Source organism: Anaerotignum sp., assembly GCF_017483025.1.
Classification (GTDB): Bacteria; Bacillota; Clostridia; order Lachnospirales; family Anaerotignaceae; genus Anaerotignum_A.
This window is the reverse complement of sequence record NZ_JAFUMA010000025.1, coordinates 1-15049: the sequence shown is the minus strand read 5'-3', so window position 1 is coordinate 15049 and position 15049 is coordinate 1. Positions and strand designations below refer to the sequence as shown.

The following is a 15049-nucleotide window of genomic DNA, read 5'->3' as shown; positions in this document are numbered from 1 at the left end:
CCTTACTTTTCCATTCTGCAAATGAGATCCAGGATCGCCACTGCCGTTGCCGCTTCCACGCAAGGCACGGCTCTGGGCACGATACAGGGATCATGTCTGCCTACGATAGCCAATTTATCATTTTCCCTTTTGCTGATACTGATGGTATCCTGCTCCTGTCCAATGGAAGGAGTAGGCTTGAAGGCTGCTCTCAATACCAAAGGCATGCCACTGGAAATGCCGCCCAGAGAACCGCCATGGTTGTTGGTTTTCGTCTGAACTGTACCATCTGCTTCGTATGTAAAATCATCATTGTTTTCAGAACCAAACAGATCGGCTACGCCAAAGCCCTTGCCAAATTCCACGCCTTTTACCGCAGGAATGGCAAACACAGCCGACGCCAGTCTGCTTTCCAGACCATCAAACATAGGTTCACCCACGCCCACAGGAAGTCCTGTAACTGCACATTCGATGATGCCGCCAACGGAATCTGCCTTTTCCTTGGCTGCTGCAATGGCTGCCTGCATGGCTTCGCCTGCTGCATCGTCCTGTACAGGAAACACCTTAGATGTTACCATTTTCAGTACTTGCCCGTCAATATGCACCTCATCAAAAGGTGTATCTTTTACCCCTTTGATAGAAAGGATATGAGCGCCCACATGGATACCTTTTCTTTCCAGGATCTGCATGCATACCGCACCTGCAAAGCAGAGGGGGGCTGTCAGTCTGCCGGAGAAATGACCACCGCCCCGGTGATCATTGGCCCCTTTATATTTCACCCAGGCCGTAAAGTCTGCATGACCGGGTCTGGGCAGGTCTTTCAATTTATCATAATCTTTCGATCTTGTATTCGTATTTTCGATAACGGCACAAATAGGCGCACCGCAGGTCTTGCCCTCGAACAGACCGGATACCACGCGGGGCATATCCGCCTCCTTACGGGGCGTGGAATAGGCATTTCTGCCGGGGGCGCGGCGATCCATAAACTGCTGCACCTTTTCCAAATCGATCTCTTCTCCCACGGGCAAACCATCAATCACAACGCCGATGGCTTCGGAATGGGACTGTCCGAAGATCATGATTTTCACCTGTTCTCCAAAACTAGAGGACATCCACAACACCTCCCAGTTTCTGTAATTCCAAGAAGAAGGAAGGATAGGATTTATTCACAGCATCTGCTCCTTCGATGGTCAGTTCCACCCCAAGGCTCACTGCTGCGATGGCCATTGCCATAACGATGCGATGGTCATTATGGGAATCGATGACGATCTCACCTGCGGGAGGATTGCAGCCCCCTGTGATGATGATGCCGTCAGGCTTTTCTTCCACTTCTACGCCGATTTTTTTCATACATTCTGCCATTGCTGCCAGTCTGTCACTTTCTTTGATACGCAGTCTGCCTGCGTTGTAAATTTCTGTCTTGCACTCTGCCGCAGCCGCTGCCACGCACAGGATAGGCACCAGATCAGGAATCTGAGAAGCATCGATACGGATGCCCTTCATTTCCTTATGGGTCATAGTTACCTGATTCAGGATGATCTTGCTTTCTGCGCCGAATTCTTCCAGCAGGGAAACGATAGCTCTGTCGCCCTGGGGAGATTCCATATCCAGCCCCTGACAGCCAATGCTGCCATGGATAGCGCCAGCCACCAGCCAGAAGGCCGCATTGCTCCAGTCACCTTCCGCAAAGCGCATACGAGGACCCTGATATTTCTGCCCACCGGGAATAATCCAGCCGTGTTCTGTTTCTTTCACTTCCACCCCGAAAGTTTTCAGGGTCTTCAGTGTCATATCAATATATCCTTTGGATTCAATATCTGTTGTCAGTCGAATTTCGCTGTTCCCCTCCAGAATAGGCAATGCGAACAACAGCCCTGTAATAAACTGAGAACTTACATTGCCAGGCAGTGTATAAACGCCGCTCTGCAGTTTGCCTTCCAGTTCTACGGGCAAATGGTCATTGTTTGCCTTGCATCCATGCTGTTCCATTTCCTCCAGCAGGATACCGATGGGTCTTTCGGGAAGTCTGCCCTTTCCTTCGAAAAGCGCATTTTTGCCCAGCGCACTGGCAACAGGCAGCAGAAAGCGCAAAGTGGAACCGCTTTCGCCGCAGTCCAGAACAGCTTTCCCGCCTGCATTTCTGGGAATGGGTACTACCTCAATACCAGAAGGCTCTTTATACAGTTCCGCGCCCAAGCCTTTCAGACAGCGCATCGTTGCTTCCATATCATCAGACCAGCCATCCACGAACAGAACACTTTCCTCTTCCGCAAGAGCTGCCGCGATGAGGGAACGGTGACCGTCGGATTTAGAGGAAATGATACGCACCTGCCCATTGTTCAGGGGGCCTTTTCCGATTTTTACATTCATAAGTGTACCGCCTTTTCAAATCAATGCTTTTCTTACCAAATCTGTCACTTCACTCACAGGAATCTTCACGATCTCGCAATGGCCGATCTTTGTAGGGAAAACGAAGCTGATCTCCCCACCCCTGCGTTTTTTATCCTTCAGAACACCCTCTGTGATCTCTTCTGCGGTATATTCGATGGAAACAGGCAGATCGTTATTCTCCAGAGCGGCTTTGATTTTCGCTGCCAGTCCCTTTTTTGCCAGTCCCTTTTCTTCTGCAACTTTTGCGATCAGGTGCATCCCGATGGCAACGGCATGCCCATGGGAAAGGGTAAACCCACTTTTCTTTTCAATGGCATGGCCCAGTGTATGCCCCAGGTTCAGCAGCTGACGCAAGCCTGTATCAAATTCATCCTCCATAACGATATCCCGCTTCATTTTGACGCAGGTTTCGATGATCTCTTCCAGATCATTTCTAAAATCGCCGGATGCTGTTTTCGCAAATAAGTCTGCATCACCGATAACACCATATTTCAGTGTTTCCGCAATGCCGTCCGCAAAGGTATCCTTCGGCAAGGTATCCAGTGTATCCACGTCGCAAAGCACCAGGTGGGGCTGATAGAAAGCCCCTGCCATGTTTTTGCCTGCCTTCAGGTCGATGGCTGTTTTGCCGCCAACGGAAGAATCCACTGCCGCCAGAAAGGTAGTAGGCACCTGTACAAAACGGATACCCCTCTGGTATACCGCTGCAGCAAAGCCTGCCATATCCCCTGCTACGCCGCCGCCCAGAGCAACGATGATATCCTGTCTGGTCACTTCTTCTTCCGCCAGAAATTCCAGCATATCAGATAATGTACTGATATTTTTGGATTCCTCCCCTGCGGGATATGAAAAGCGGCAGGTGGTGAACCCCGCTGCCGCTAAAGATTTTTCCACCTGTTCCGCGTAAAGTTTTTCAACTGTTGTATCTGTGATAACTGCTGCCTTACAGGGACGTATACGCTTGGCGATCTCTTCCCCTGCCTGTGCCAGCAATCCGCGTCCGATCAGGATATCATATTCTGTGGACGCACTTACTACTACTTTTCTCATAGTATCACCTTAGTCAAAATCTTTGATTTCATCGATCTCGATGCATTTTTCTCTGCCTTCTTTCAGCAGCTGTCTCAGGCCTTCTGCATCTTTTGCCCGGATGGCTTTGCTGTACATCTGCATACGTGCGATCAGGCCATCCACTTCATCTGCCAGATTGTCTCCGTTTGCCAGGAACAGTTCTGTCCACATATTTTCATTCAGTCTGGCAACTCTTGTCATATCCTGGAAGCTGCCGCCGGAGAAGTCCTTGAAATTATGGGACAATACGCCTTTTACATATGCGCTGGAAACTACGTGAGCCAACTGAGAAGTATAAGCGATCATCTGATCATGTTCTTCTGTGGAAGTCACTTTCAGTTTTGCAAAGCCCAGTTTTTTGAAGAACATGCTCAGCGCATTCATCATGCCCAGGTCTGTGCCTTTATAAGGTGTTACGATCAAAGTCTTGCCTTCGAACATTTCTGCTGTGGAATAGGTAAAACCGGAACGTTCCACACCTGCCATGGGGTGGGCGCCTACGAAGTTGAAACCATTTTCTTCTGCAACAGCCTGCACCTGTTCACATACCATTCTCTTTACACCAGCACAGTCCACAATGATAGCACCTTTTTTGAAATCCTTCGCATGTTCCTTGATGTAATCTACTGTCAGCTGAGGATACAGACCCAGCAGAACGATATCACAATCTTTAGGATTGCCATCTTCCATGAAGCCATGTACTGCTTCCATCAAGAGCGCGCTGTAACGGATGGTTTCAGAAGCATCCCAACCGATAACTTCGTGTTCTGTTTTTTTCTTAACTGCTTTTGCCATGGAGCCGCCGATCAGCCCAAGACCAACTACGCCAACCTTCATATCTGTCACCTTCTTATCTCAAGGTCTTATTAGTAATCGTATTTACAAGCGAAAGGACGCAGTTCGAATACCAGTTTTGCTACTTCGTCGAACTGATCGGGCGTCAGGGACTGAGGACCGTCACACAGTGCTTTTGCAGGGTTGTTGTGAACTTCGATCATCAGACCATCTGCGCCTGCTACTGTTGCTGCCATTGCCATGGGTTTTACCAGGTGAGAGTAGCCCATTGCGTGGCTGGGGTCAATCACGATAGGCAGATGTGTCAGTTTTTTCAGAACAGGAACTGCACTCAGATCCAGTGTATTTCTTGTTCTTGTTTCGAATGTACGGATACCTCTTTCGCACAGGATAACGTTTTCGTTACCGCTTGCCATGATGTATTCTGCACTCATCAGCAGTTCGTCGATGGTATTTGCCAGACCTCTCTTCAGCAGAACTGGTTTGGACATTTTACCAACTTCTTTCAGCAGTTCAAAGTTCTGCATATTTCTTGCGCCAACCTGTACCAGATCAACAGCTTCTTCGAACATAGGGATATGCACTGCATTCATAATTTCGGAAACGATGGGCAGCCCTGTCATTTCTTTTGCTTCCATCAGAAGCTTCAGGCCATCGCCCTTCAGGCCCTGGAATGCGTAAGGGGAAGTTCTGGGTTTGAATGCACCGCCGCGCAGCAGGCCAGCGCCGGATTCTTTTACTCTCTTTGCAATTTCGCAAACCTGTTCTTCGCTTTCAACGGAGCAGGGACCAGCAATGATCTGGAAATTGCCGCCGCCGATCTTTTTGCCGGCGATATCTACTACCAGGTCTTCATTGTGGAATTTACGGTTTGCATTTTTAAAAGGTTCCTGGATTCTCTGTACGTTTTCAACGATATCCAGAGCTTTTACCAGCTCCATATCTACTGCGGATGTGTCACCGATCAAACCGATGATAGTATGATTCATACCCTGGGAGATGTGGGTATTGATACCCATGCTGCTAAGCCATGCTTTCAGGTTTTCGATCTGTTCTTCTTTTGTGCCGGGTTTCAGTACTACTACCATAATTGTTTCCTCCTTAAAAATCTCAAATGTTCTTTTGTTCTCGCTTCGCTGAGTGCTGTGCGCCTTTCAGAAAAAAGAAAAGCTTCGCAGCGAATTTCACTGCGAAGCTTTTTTGCTTTCTCTAAGAAAAAACCATCAAAACGAACCGTCTTTTCTTAACAGTAAAATTCACTTTGAATCTTTGAAAACACGGTAAAAATAAAAGTATGCAGTTGCAAAAAGATGATTGTGTCTCATAATTTGCTGCCTCTTTCATTTTTGATATAAGTTTGTTTGGTTTTTATCATACTAGCACATTGGATTGGGAAAGTAAACCCATTTGCGAAAAAAAAATATTTCTGTGGAAAACAGATAATCTTCCCAGAAAAACAAATCAAATTTCGTGTACTTTTATAAATACATATGCGCATTGTATACACCTTGTAGGCTTGCACCATTTTCTCCTTCCCACATACTATATAGAGAACCCACAAGAAAGGAGGTTCGGCACATGTATCAGAATAATGATCGTTGCTCCTGCAACTGGGATGAAAATTGGGTGAATGATCGCAGAGAACAGCGCCATGTACACGAAATCACAGGCAGCACAGCAGTTTTCAACGAACGAAACGAAGAATGTCACAACCATCGCTTCGCTACAGTCTCCGGTGAATCCATCCGCTATGGCAACAGCCATGTGCATGAAATTAAATTCCGCACAGATTTCGCCGATGGTCACTTCCATGAATTTCGTGGCACATCAGGCCCCGCCATCGAAGTTGGCAACGGCAAGCATGTTCACTTCGCCAGCGCCTGCACAGAAGAAGAAGACGGCCACAGACACCGTTTCCAGGTCGCATCCCTGATCGAAAGTCCTCTTGATTTCGAATGTGAAGCATAAGCAGCAACAAAAAAGGCACTCTTACGAGTGCCTTTTTTTATTCAGTATATAAAACAGAAAATCCTGAACCTTAAATTCCGCTTTGCAAAAAGAAAAACGTCCCAATTATTGGGACGTTTCAAAGCTGCTAATGGGACTTGAACCCACGACCTCCGCCTTACCAAGGCGACGCTCTACCGACTGAGCCATAGCAGCAAAGGTTGATATCATACCAGCCTATATATGTTATCATATCCCTTCCGCGCCGTCAAGATTTTTTTCTTCGAGAAATTTCTCCAGTTTTTTCTTGACCCGCTGCAGGGCATTATCGATGGATTTCTCCGGTTTATCCAGCACATGGGCGATCTCAAAATAGCTTCTCCCCTGCAGATACAAAACCAACACCCTTGTTTCAAAGCTGCTCAGGTTTTTTACCATCTGGTCTTCCAGAAAGTTCTTGTTTTCCTGGCCAATGAGCAGAGCCTCCGGGTTCAGCAATGCGCTGCTGCTGCTCTGCAGGAAGTCCATGTATGTCTGCTCGGATTCTTCCTCAAAAACAGGTTTATTCAAAGAAACATAGGAATTCAAAGGCTGGTGCTTCTGTCTGGTTGCCGCCTTGATGGCTGTGATCATCTGGCGGTTCACACACAGCTCTGCAAAGCTGCGGAAAGAAGCATTCCTTTCTTCATTATAATCCCTTACAGCTTTATACAGACCAATCATCCCTTCTTGGATGATATCCTCGCTGTCTGCGCCGATGAGGAAATATGCTCTGGATTTGGCACGCACCAGAGATTTATATTTATCCAGCAGATATTCCTGGGCCGCATCGTCGCCATTTTGCGCCATCAGCACCAGTTCTTCATCCCTTGCCTGTTCGTAATTCTGTTCTTTCGTTGTTTCTGCCATAAAATTCTTTCTCCGTCGTTGATTATTTTTTTCGCCGCAGGGCTTCGAACCATGCCAGCGATTCCTCATCCAGATGATCCGCCAGGATATTATTTTTCGGCGGTCTGTTTTCGATAAATTTTTCCCGCAGTTCTGTTTCCACAGCCTGCACTTCTATCCAAAGCTCCTTTGCGGTCATACGGGTCGCCCCCTGACCATAGATGATAAGCTGCTCCAGACCATCGCCTGTGGCTACCCTCACCTTATAATGCTTCGGCAGGGAAGTTACTACACGCTCGATATAATGGTCAGCGGTCTCGGCTTCCTTGGTGTATACGACGTATATATTATTATATTCATATACGGTGCCAATGTTCCCCTTTACCAGATATCCGTCGAAAACCAGAATGATCGTGGCCTTACTGGTGCCTTTATAATTAGAGAGGACGTCCATCAGCTTCTGACGGGCACTTTCCAGGCTGACGTCCTCTACCAGTTCTTTCAATTCGTCCCATGCGTGGATGATGTTATAGCCATCCACAAGCAAAAACTCCTTCGCCAATGTCGTCCCCTCCTTTCACTTCATTTTTACAATTATTTTGTATAGTTTCTCTGGCGGACTACTTCGTACATCAGCAGCGCAGCCGCTACGGACGCATTCAGGGAAGAGATTTTGCCATACATAGGGATGGATGCTGTGAAATCGCAGTTTTCCTTCACCAGACGGCTGACGCCTTCGCCTTCACTGCCAATCACCAGACCGATAGGGCCTTTCAGGTTTGTATCGAAATGGTCGTTTTCTCCCATATCCGCACAGGCAAACCACAGACCTTCTTTTTTCAGCTGTTCCATTGTTTTCACAATGTTTGTGACACGGGCCACGGGCATATATTCGATAGCACCTGCAGATGTTTTACCTACTGTAGCATTCAGGCCAACAGAACGGCGTTTAGGAATGATGACACCATGGGCGCCTGCACATTCCGCTGTTCTCAGGATCGCACCCAGGTTATGGGGGTCTGTGATACCATCCAGCAGGATGATAAAGGGATCTTCACCTTTCGCTCTTGCCGCTGCCAGAATATCGTCCACTTCCACATAGTCATGGGCAGAAACCAGCGCGATCACACCCTGATGGTTCTTTGTCTGGGAAATCTCATCCAGCTTCTGACGGCTTGTCTCCTGAATGACAACACCTTTTTCCGCAGCCTGTGCCACGATACGTTTAATCGTGCCTTCTACATTGCCCTTCTGCACCAGAATCTTTTCGATATCTCTGCCGCTTCTCAGGACTTCCAGCACAGCATTTCTGCCTTCCAGCTGGTTTTCATTAAATTCTCTTTCTCGTCTTCTTTCTCTTTCCAAAAGAGACCCTCCTAGCTATAAAAATCACGCTATTATAAATACGCCATAAAGCCGAGGAGAAAATCGGGCGATTTTCCCTTCGGCTTTGACATTACTTGTCCAATTTTTCTGCCATCCCCAGTTTAAAAAGCTCAACAGCTCTGGCCTTTTCCCCTTTGAGATAAAGGTAGCCGAAGAGGGCTTCCAGCCCTGTGGCATGGCGATAATCCATCAGATCGGCATTTTTCGGCACGGTGAAGGATTTGGCATTGCGTCCTCTGCGGAACACACCCTCTTCTTCCTCCGTCAATACATCCTTGATGCGGTAATACATTTCCGCCTGGGCTTTTGCATTAACGATATTTCTGGCCTTTTTATGCAGCTTATTCACAGGGGCATTGCCATCGGTCAAAACCGTCAGCCTTACCAGCACTTCGAACACTGCATCGCCGATATGCGCAAGAGCAAGGGAAGAGTATTCCCGGGGGTCTAACTCTCCCTGCCCGCCTAATACTAAATCAAGTTCATTCAGGTTCATAACGGATTAGCCTCTGAACCACTGAACACCCTGACGTGTATCTTTGATGGTGATACCCATAGCTGCCAGTTCATCTCTGATCGCGTCAGCTTTTGCGAAATCTTTTGCTTTCTTTGCTTCTGCTCTCTGGGCGATCAGTGCTTCGATCTTCGCTACATCTTCGTCAGAAACTTCTTCTTCCTTCAGTTCAGCTACGCCCAGAACGCCGCACAGGTGATCCAGCATATCCTGAATTTTTACTGCAAATTCTTTGGATGCGCCAGCTTTGATTTCTGTATTGGAGAAACGAACCAGTTCATAGATTGCGGAAACTGCGTCAGCTGTGTTGAAGTCATCATCCATAGCTGCTTCGAACTGATCTTTATAGCCGTTCAGTTCTGCTTCTTTTGCCACTTCAGCTTCTGTCATTTTTGTATCAGCTACATTTTTGATGTAGAAATCCAGTTCTTTTCTTGCATTTTTGATTCTTTCCAGACCGTTCTGGCAAGCTTTCATCAGTTCATCGCTGAAGTTGATGGGGCTTCTGTAGTGACCATTCAGGATGAAGAAACGGATGACTTCATAAGGGAAGTGTTTTGCGATATCTCTTACTGTGAAGAAGTTGCCCAGGGATTTGGACATTTTTTCATTGTCAACTGTGATGAAGCCGTTGTGCAGCCAGTATCTAGCGAATGTACAGCCGTTTGCCGCTTCAGACTGCGCGATTTCGTTTTCGTGGTGAGGGAAGATCAGGTCTTCACCGCCAGCGTGGATATCGAATGTGTCGCCCAGGTGGTGTTTGGACATAACGGAGCATTCGATGTGCCAGCCGGGTCTGCCTTCACCCCAAGGGGAAGTCCAGCTGGGTTCGCCTTCTTTTTTAGGTTTCCACAGAACGAAGTCTGTAGAGTTTCTCTTTGCATCGTCCAGTGTAACACGTTCGGACGCACCTGCGATCAGTTCATCCAGATTTTTTCTGGACAGTTTGCCGTATTCAGGGAATTTCTTTGTATCATAGTAAACAGTACCCTTATCTTCGTAAGCAAAGCCCTTGTCGATCAGAGTCTGTACCATTGCGATGATACCGTCCATTTCTTCTGTTACACGAGGGTGAACAGTTGCTCTTTTTACATTCAGGCCATCTGCATCACGGAAAGCTTCTTCAATGTATTTGTTGGAGATTTCCTGCATTGTTGTGCCTTCTTTGTTTGCTCTGTTGATGATCTTGTCGTCAACGTCTGTGAAGTTCTGAACATAAGTTACATCATAGCCTTTGTATTCCAGATATCTTCTTACTGTATCGAATACAACGTAAGGTCTTGCGTTGCCGATGTGGATGTAATCGTACACTGTAGGGCCGCAAACGTACATTTTTACTTTGCCTTCCTCCATGGGTACGAATTCTTCTTTCTGTCTTGTCATTGTGTTATATAATTTCATGGGACTTACACCTATCCTTTCTTTACACATTTAGAATCTGTTGACTATATTTCACAGCAGATTTCGCTATATTACAGTATACCATAAAATTTTCTTCTCTGCTGTAAATTTCAAATATTTTTACAAATTAAATTGCACGTCTTTTCTGATGTCCTGTCAGTTTTTCGGGAGCGATAGGAGGGATTCTCACCCCATCCTTTCTCACAATCATTACAGGAGAACCAACTGCCGTTACGTTGGCAGGCAGATCCTGTGTAACGACTGAGCCAGCGCCAATCTTTGTGTTTTCGCCGATGGTTACAGGGCCAAGCACGATAGTTCCCGCGCCGATCATTACATTATCACCTACGGTCGGGTGGCGTTTGTTTTTCTGCTTCCCTGTACCGCCCAAAGTTACGCCATGATACAGCATTACGTTGTCGCCGATCTCCGCTGTTTCGCCAATGACGATGCCCGCGCCATGGTCGATAAAAAATCTCTTACCAATGGTCGCACCGGGGTGGATCTCAATGCCCGTCAGGAAACGGGATAGCTGAGAAACAAAGCGGGCAGGTACCAACAGGCCTTTTTTATACAGGCCATGGGCAATGCGATGATTTACTACTGCCCAAAAGCTGGGATACAGCAGCACTTCGATGGCGCTTTTGAATGCAGGGTCTTTTTCTTTTACAACATCAACGGATTCTTTCCAAAATTCTTTCAACATATCAAATCACTCCTAAGTCTATATATGTAGTGTGTTTTACCGAGCACGCCCTGCTGTTTACACAGAGGGCTTCGTACACACCGTCATACACACACTTTCTTCGATATGTTTTTTCATCAGGCAGCCAATCAGCTCCCCATTTTTTCTGTTTTCTTCCCAAGAAGCCATTTGGCTCACCTCCTCTTGAAATCTTTGGACAATAAAAAAGTCTTTGCATAAAATATGCAAAGACGAATAAATCCGCGGTTCCACTTTACTTAGACGGCAAATAAAACAAATGCCATCTCACCTCAATGACGATAACGCAGTCAGCGGAACAGGCTACTATGAATCGATCAATTCGCCCATTCAGTTCAGGAACGCACTTCATTCTTCCCATACCTGTAAACGGCTCCCACCCAATGTATCTTAAGGTAGTGACAATCAAACTCATGCGCCGCATGAATTCCAGGCTCACTGCCTCTCACCAAGGCCGTTATTCTCTGTCAGGCGGATAAGAATTACTCTTTTCCATCATAACCTTTTTCTTATTTTTCATTCAGCAGGCATACTGCCGAAGCTGCGATGCCCAATCCTGCGCCTGTAAAGCCCAGCCCCTCTTCCGTGGTAGCCTTCACATTGACCTGATCCACATCGATCTGCAGGGTTTCCGCGATGTTTTCCCGCATCTGTTGAATGTGGGGAGCCATCTTGGGCTTTTGTGCAATAATTGTTGCATCGACGTTTATTATACAATATCCTTTTTCAGAAATCAAGTCCAAAACGTGAGACAGTAATTTTCTGCTGTCCGCACCCTTATATTTCGGGTCATTATCAGGGAAATGTTTGCCGATATCCCCCATGGCTGCTGCGCCCAGCAGGGCATCAGAAATGGCATGGAGCAGCACATCCGCATCGGAGTGACCCAGAAGCCCTTTCTCATAGGGAATCTTTACCCCGCCAATGATACAATCTCTTCCTTCTACCAATTTATGCACATCATAACCCGAACCGATCCTCATGCTGTTTCTCCTTTCAATATATGCAAAGAGAGGGAAAAAGACTCCCTCTCTGCCTTTTAATGCCCTTTATGCTTTTATCTTTGTTTTTCCAATATAGCCTGATTCTTTTTTTCTGTCAAGCAAATGCTCCTTTCCCTATTGCCAACGCCCCAATAATAGTGTAGAATTACACTAAACAAAAATGTGTATTTTTACACCAAAAATTTTTCTGAAAGGCAGGTGACAGTCATGCGTCTGACTATTTTTGAAGCAATGGAAGTTGGTCTCTTCCAAGTTCCTTTTCATCCCGATAACCCCTATCTTTTCTTCGCCTTCTGGCTCTGCTTTGCCCTTGCCGTAGGCATCCAGCTTCTGCTGTTCAAAAAATGCAAGGGACAGGGACGCTGGTTTTTCCTCCTGCTCTCCCTGTGTGGCTTTCTCCTCTGCGAAGTAGCTTGCCAGCTCATCACAGGATGGGATTTATTGGCATGGCTGCTGCTCTGGTTCCTTTGCCTGACCTTCTTGTTGGGCGCTGGCCTTTGCACACTGCTTCGCTTTCTTCTTAAAAAACATTGCTAAACCTTCTCATTTTTGAGGAGGTTTTTATATTCTTGCTTCATTTTCTCCAAAAAGTGATATACTGATATCAGAGTTTTTTGAAAGGAAGCGAGTACATGGCAAACCGTACCATGGTTTTTGAATCTCTGCCTGTCCGTCAGGCTGTCTTAAAGCAGATCATCCCTGCCATCGCCAGCCAGATGATCGTCCTACTCTACAGCCTGGCAGATACCTATTTCGTTGGTATGCTGAATGTTCCTGCCCAGACAGCAGCCATCACCATCGTCTATCCTTCCTTCGTCATGCTGACCGCCATTTCAAACCTTTTCGGCATCGGCGGCGCCAGCCTCATCGCCCGCAAATTGGGCAAAAAAGAAACACTGGATGCAACGGAAGTATCCTCTATTGCCTTCTGGTTGGGGCTCCTTTCCGCGATTCTTTTCTCTCTACTGTTTCTGCTCCTCGCACGTCCCATCCTGGCTCTTTGTGGTGCAACAGAAGCAACCTATGATTTCGCCTATGATTATGCCAAATGGGTGATTGTCATCGGTGGTGTTCCTACCATTATGAATACACTGCTGGCCAACCTGGTTCGTTCCGAAGGCGCAGCCGCCCAGGCATCCTTTGGCGTATCCCTTGGCGGCATTTTGAATATCCTTTTAGACCCTCTTTTCATCCTGCCCCGTTTTATGGGTATGGGTGTAGTAGGCGCGGGGGTGGCAACAGCCCTTTCCAATGCTATGTCCGCCATTTATTTCCTGCTATATCTCTATCATCGACAAGATACAGTTCTAAATATCACGCCTGTTTATCTGAAGCAAACAGGCAGGCATCTGAAAGCCATTCTTTCCATTGGCTTTCCCTCTGCCCTGCAATATGCCCTCACCGTGGTCGCCATAGCCGCACAATCAGCTTTCGTGGCAAAATATGCTACAGAAGCCACAGCCGCTTTGGGTATCGTTAAAAAGCTGGATCAGCTGCCCCTGTATTTTTCCATCGGGGTCGCCAATGGGCTTCTTCCCCTTCTGGCCTATAATCACAGCGCAGGCAATGAATCCCGCCGCAGAGCCGCCTTCCGCTTCGGCACATCCATTTCTGTTGGCTTTGCTCTTCTCTGCGTTTTGATTTATGAAGGTTTGGCGCCGCAATTGGCGTCGCTCTTTATCTCTGATCCCCAAACCATCGGCTATGGATCGTCCTTCCTTCGCCGCATGGTATTGGCCATGCCCTTCATGGCCTTCTGCTATCCCATGATCATCCAGTTTCAGGCCATGGGCAAAGTCAGAGAAGCCCTCATCACCTCTATTCTACGGAAAGGGGTGCTGGATGTTCCCCTGCTTTTCCTGATGGATGGCCTCTTCCCCCTCTATGGCTGCATGTGGGTACAGCCCATCGTGGATTTTATTTCTCTCATCGTCGCCTGCGGCTTCTATTTCCACCTGCAGAAAGGAGCAAAAAATGAAGTTAGATGATCTTTTCCATGACAACGGCATCTTTGTCCAAACAGAACATTATATCCTTCGGCGTATCCTGCCTGAAGAGAAACCATACTATCAGCAATTAGCAAAAGCTGAATCCCCCGCATTTCTGCAAAATCTATCCGATGCAGCCTCTTCTGCTCTCGCATGGGAAGATTTGCAGGAAGAAGTACATTTGACCTGCTCTATCCTCCAAAAGGGTACACAGGCTTTCTGCGGCTTTTGCCAGCTGCAATGGATCTTTACCCCCTCTCCCGAATTAGGTATCGATCTTTTGGCGAAATATCAAAAACAGGGTGTGGCTGCCGAAGCTCTGCCTGCCTTTCTTCTGCAGGCAAAAAAACTTCTGCCCATCAACCATTTTTATTCGAAAATTAAGAAAAACAATGTTCCCAGCCAACGTCTGGCAGAAAAGATCGGCGGCATCTGCGTTGGTGAAAAATCACTGCTGCCCGCAAATTTCCCTGCAGAGATGGCAGCTTTTGCGGAAAAAGAATTCCCCGATCTTTTTTATCTGGAATATCATTTCAAATAAACACAAAACCCGCCTTTCATAAGAAAGACGGGTCTTTTTTACAAAAGAAAAACGCAGACATTTCTGTCTGCGCTAAACTAGGGTAGCAGGATTCGAACCTGCGAATGACGGAATCAGAATCCGTTGCCTTACCGCTTGGCGATACCCCATTATATGGTAGCGGAGGAGGGATTTGAACCCCCGACACCACGGGTATGAACCGTGTGCTCTAGCCAACTGAGCTACTCCGCCAAAGGAAAGTGGAAGTTACAGGGCTCGAACCTGTGACCCTCTGCTTGTAAGGCAGATGCTCTCCCAGCTGAGCTAAACTTCCACAAAACGACTCAGAAGGGGCTCGAACCCTCGACCTCCGGCGTGACAGGCCGGCGCTCTAACCAACTGAGCTACTGAGCCATATTTGGTTTTAAAAGTTAGTGGGTC

At 47.1% G+C, this 15049-nt stretch carries 16 protein-coding genes, 5 tRNA genes and 1 other annotated feature; of the genes, 4 read left to right on the top strand and 17 right to left on the bottom strand.

The window, feature by feature from the left end; all coding sequences use genetic code 11:
• Positions 1 to 2: 2 nt before the first annotated feature.
• Genes aroC through aroF form a run of 5 tightly spaced genes read right to left on the bottom strand, consistent with a single transcriptional unit; the run spans position 3 to position 5324 of the window.
• Positions 3 to 1091: a chorismate synthase gene (aroC, locus tag IJ369_RS02340; protein ID WP_290715536.1), complete on the bottom strand. Its 1089-nt coding sequence runs from the start codon at positions 1089 to 1091 to the stop codon at positions 3 to 5.
• Positions 1081 to 2349: a 3-phosphoshikimate 1-carboxyvinyltransferase gene (gene aroA, locus IJ369_RS02335; RefSeq protein WP_290715533.1), complete on the bottom strand. Its 1269-nt coding sequence runs from the start codon at positions 2347 to 2349 to the stop codon at positions 1081 to 1083. Before aroA ends, aroC begins: the two co-directional genes overlap by 11 nt.
• 15 nt (positions 2350 to 2364) lie before the next feature.
• A complete protein-coding gene (aroB, locus tag IJ369_RS02330) occupies positions 2365 to 3420 on the bottom strand; it encodes a 3-dehydroquinate synthase (protein WP_290715531.1) in 1056 nt (351 codons plus the stop codon).
• Between the two features lie 9 nt (positions 3421 to 3429).
• The gene (locus IJ369_RS02325) at positions 3430 to 4278 is read right to left on the bottom strand and encodes a prephenate dehydrogenase (protein WP_290715529.1); all 849 of its coding nucleotides are present in this window, start codon (positions 4276 to 4278) and stop codon (positions 3430 to 3432) included.
• Positions 4279 to 4307: 29 nt separating this feature from the next.
• Entirely contained in the window at positions 4308 to 5324 is a 1017-nt protein-coding gene (aroF, locus tag IJ369_RS02320; RefSeq protein ID WP_290715527.1) for a 3-deoxy-7-phosphoheptulonate synthase, read from the bottom strand.
• Between the two features lie 490 nt (positions 5325 to 5814).
• Here aroF and IJ369_RS02315 point away from each other — a divergent pair, with 490 nt between their 5' ends.
• On the top strand, positions 5815 to 6204 hold the full coding sequence (locus IJ369_RS02315; RefSeq protein ID WP_290715525.1) for a YmaF family protein: 390 nt from the start codon (positions 5815 to 5817) through the stop codon (positions 6202 to 6204).
• A 122-nt stretch (positions 6205 to 6326) separates the two neighbouring features.
• Here the strand turns inward: IJ369_RS02315 and IJ369_RS02310 are convergent.
• The 8 genes from IJ369_RS02310 to ispF form a co-directional block, all read right to left on the bottom strand.
• Positions 6327 to 6399, bottom strand: a tRNA-Thr gene (locus tag IJ369_RS02310).
• 33 nt (positions 6400 to 6432) lie between these two features.
• Positions 6433 to 7092 (bottom strand): RNA polymerase sporulation sigma factor SigH, encoded by a 660-nt coding sequence (gene sigH / locus IJ369_RS02305; RefSeq protein WP_290715523.1) that lies wholly within the window; start codon positions 7090 to 7092, stop codon positions 6433 to 6435.
• Between the two features lie 22 nt (positions 7093 to 7114).
• Entirely contained in the window at positions 7115 to 7633 is a 519-nt protein-coding gene (locus tag IJ369_RS02300) for an NYN domain-containing protein (protein ID WP_290715521.1), read from the bottom strand.
• Between the two features lie 32 nt (positions 7634 to 7665).
• Positions 7666 to 8436 (bottom strand): 23S rRNA (guanosine(2251)-2'-O)-methyltransferase RlmB, encoded by a 771-nt coding sequence (rlmB, locus tag IJ369_RS02295; RefSeq protein WP_290715519.1) that lies wholly within the window; start codon positions 8434 to 8436, stop codon positions 7666 to 7668.
• A 91-nt stretch (positions 8437 to 8527) separates the two neighbouring features.
• Positions 8528 to 8953 carry a Mini-ribonuclease 3 gene (locus IJ369_RS02290; protein ID WP_290715517.1) on the bottom strand — a complete coding sequence of 142 codons (426 nt, stop codon included), beginning with the start codon at positions 8951 to 8953 and terminating at the stop codon, positions 8528 to 8530.
• 6 nt (positions 8954 to 8959) lie between these two features.
• Complete coding sequence (cysS, locus tag IJ369_RS02285; protein ID WP_290715514.1) at positions 8960 to 10372, bottom strand: cysteine--tRNA ligase; 1413 nt, start codon at positions 10370 to 10372, stop codon at positions 8960 to 8962.
• Positions 10373 to 10499: 127 nt separating this feature from the next.
• Positions 10500 to 11078, bottom strand: coding sequence for a serine O-acetyltransferase EpsC (gene epsC, locus IJ369_RS02280; RefSeq protein WP_290715512.1), 579 nt, complete (start codon positions 11076 to 11078; stop codon positions 10500 to 10502).
• A gap of 223 nt (positions 11079 to 11301) precedes the next feature.
• Positions 11302 to 11604 (bottom strand) — a binding site (T-box leader).
• A 1-nt stretch (position 11605) separates the two neighbouring features.
• Positions 11606 to 12079, bottom strand: coding sequence for a 2-C-methyl-D-erythritol 2,4-cyclodiphosphate synthase (ispF, locus tag IJ369_RS02275; RefSeq protein WP_290715510.1), 474 nt, complete (start codon positions 12077 to 12079; stop codon positions 11606 to 11608).
• Between the two features lie 228 nt (positions 12080 to 12307).
• On the opposite strand from ispF, the gene IJ369_RS02270 reads away from it, so the two are divergent.
• The 3 genes from IJ369_RS02270 (at position 12308) to IJ369_RS02260 (ending at position 14629) form a co-directional block, all read left to right on the top strand.
• Entirely contained in the window at positions 12308 to 12637 is a 330-nt protein-coding gene (locus tag IJ369_RS02270) for a hypothetical protein (protein ID WP_290715508.1), read from the top strand.
• 95 nt (positions 12638 to 12732) lie between these two features.
• On the top strand, positions 12733 to 14088 hold the full coding sequence (locus IJ369_RS02265) for an MATE family efflux transporter (RefSeq protein WP_290715506.1): 1356 nt from the start codon (positions 12733 to 12735) through the stop codon (positions 14086 to 14088).
• On the top strand, positions 14075 to 14629 hold the full coding sequence (locus tag IJ369_RS02260; protein ID WP_290715504.1) for a GNAT family N-acetyltransferase: 555 nt from the start codon (positions 14075 to 14077) through the stop codon (positions 14627 to 14629). Before IJ369_RS02265 ends, IJ369_RS02260 begins: the two co-directional genes overlap by 14 nt.
• Before the next feature lie 77 nt (positions 14630 to 14706).
• Here IJ369_RS02260 and IJ369_RS02255 read toward each other — a convergent pair.
• The 4 genes from IJ369_RS02255 to IJ369_RS02240 form a co-directional block, all read right to left on the bottom strand.
• Positions 14707 to 14778, bottom strand: a tRNA-Gln gene (locus IJ369_RS02255).
• 5 nt (positions 14779 to 14783) lie between these two features.
• Positions 14784 to 14860 (bottom strand) — tRNA-Met (locus IJ369_RS02250).
• A gap of 9 nt (positions 14861 to 14869) precedes the next feature.
• Positions 14870 to 14942, bottom strand: a tRNA-Val gene (locus IJ369_RS02245).
• A 6-nt stretch (positions 14943 to 14948) separates the two neighbouring features.
• Positions 14949 to 15022: transfer RNA gene (locus tag IJ369_RS02240), tRNA-Asp, on the bottom strand.
• Positions 15023 to 15049: the final 27 nt, after the last annotated feature.

What these genes read in the sequence shown, in the direction of transcription:
- aroC (WP_290715536.1), bottom strand. Translation starts at nt 1,091, where the DNA reads ATGTCCTCTAGTTTTGGAGAACAGGTGAAAATCATGATCTTCGGACAG.
- IJ369_RS02260 (WP_290715504.1), top strand. Translation starts at nt 14,075, where the DNA reads ATGAAGTTAGATGATCTTTTCCATGACAACGGCATCTTTGTCCAAACA.
- IJ369_RS02265 (WP_290715506.1), top strand. Translation starts at nt 12,733, where the DNA reads ATGGCAAACCGTACCATGGTTTTTGAATCTCTGCCTGTCCGTCAGGCT.
- IJ369_RS02315 (WP_290715525.1), top strand. Translation starts at nt 5,815, where the DNA reads ATGTATCAGAATAATGATCGTTGCTCCTGCAACTGGGATGAAAATTGG.
- IJ369_RS02270 (WP_290715508.1), top strand. Translation starts at nt 12,308, where the DNA reads ATGCGTCTGACTATTTTTGAAGCAATGGAAGTTGGTCTCTTCCAAGTT.
- IJ369_RS02325 (WP_290715529.1), bottom strand. Translation starts at nt 4,278, where the DNA reads ATGAAGGTTGGCGTAGTTGGTCTTGGGCTGATCGGCGGCTCCATGGCA.
- cysS (WP_290715514.1), bottom strand. Translation starts at nt 10,372, where the DNA reads ATGAAATTATATAACACAATGACAAGACAGAAAGAAGAATTCGTACCC.
- aroA (WP_290715533.1), bottom strand. Translation starts at nt 2,349, where the DNA reads ATGAATGTAAAAATCGGAAAAGGCCCCCTGAACAATGGGCAGGTGCGT.
- aroB (WP_290715531.1), bottom strand. Translation starts at nt 3,420, where the DNA reads ATGAGAAAAGTAGTAGTAAGTGCGTCCACAGAATATGATATCCTGATC.
- epsC (WP_290715512.1), bottom strand. Translation starts at nt 11,078, where the DNA reads ATGTTGAAAGAATTTTGGAAAGAATCCGTTGATGTTGTAAAAGAAAAA.
- aroF (WP_290715527.1), bottom strand. Translation starts at nt 5,324, where the DNA reads ATGGTAGTAGTACTGAAACCCGGCACAAAAGAAGAACAGATCGAAAAC.
- sigH (WP_290715523.1), bottom strand. Translation starts at nt 7,092, where the DNA reads ATGGCAGAAACAACGAAAGAACAGAATTACGAACAGGCAAGGGATGAA.
- IJ369_RS02290 (WP_290715517.1), bottom strand. Translation starts at nt 8,953, where the DNA reads ATGAACCTGAATGAACTTGATTTAGTATTAGGCGGGCAGGGAGAGTTA.
- ispF (WP_290715510.1), bottom strand. Translation starts at nt 12,079, where the DNA reads ATGAGGATCGGTTCGGGTTATGATGTGCATAAATTGGTAGAAGGAAGA.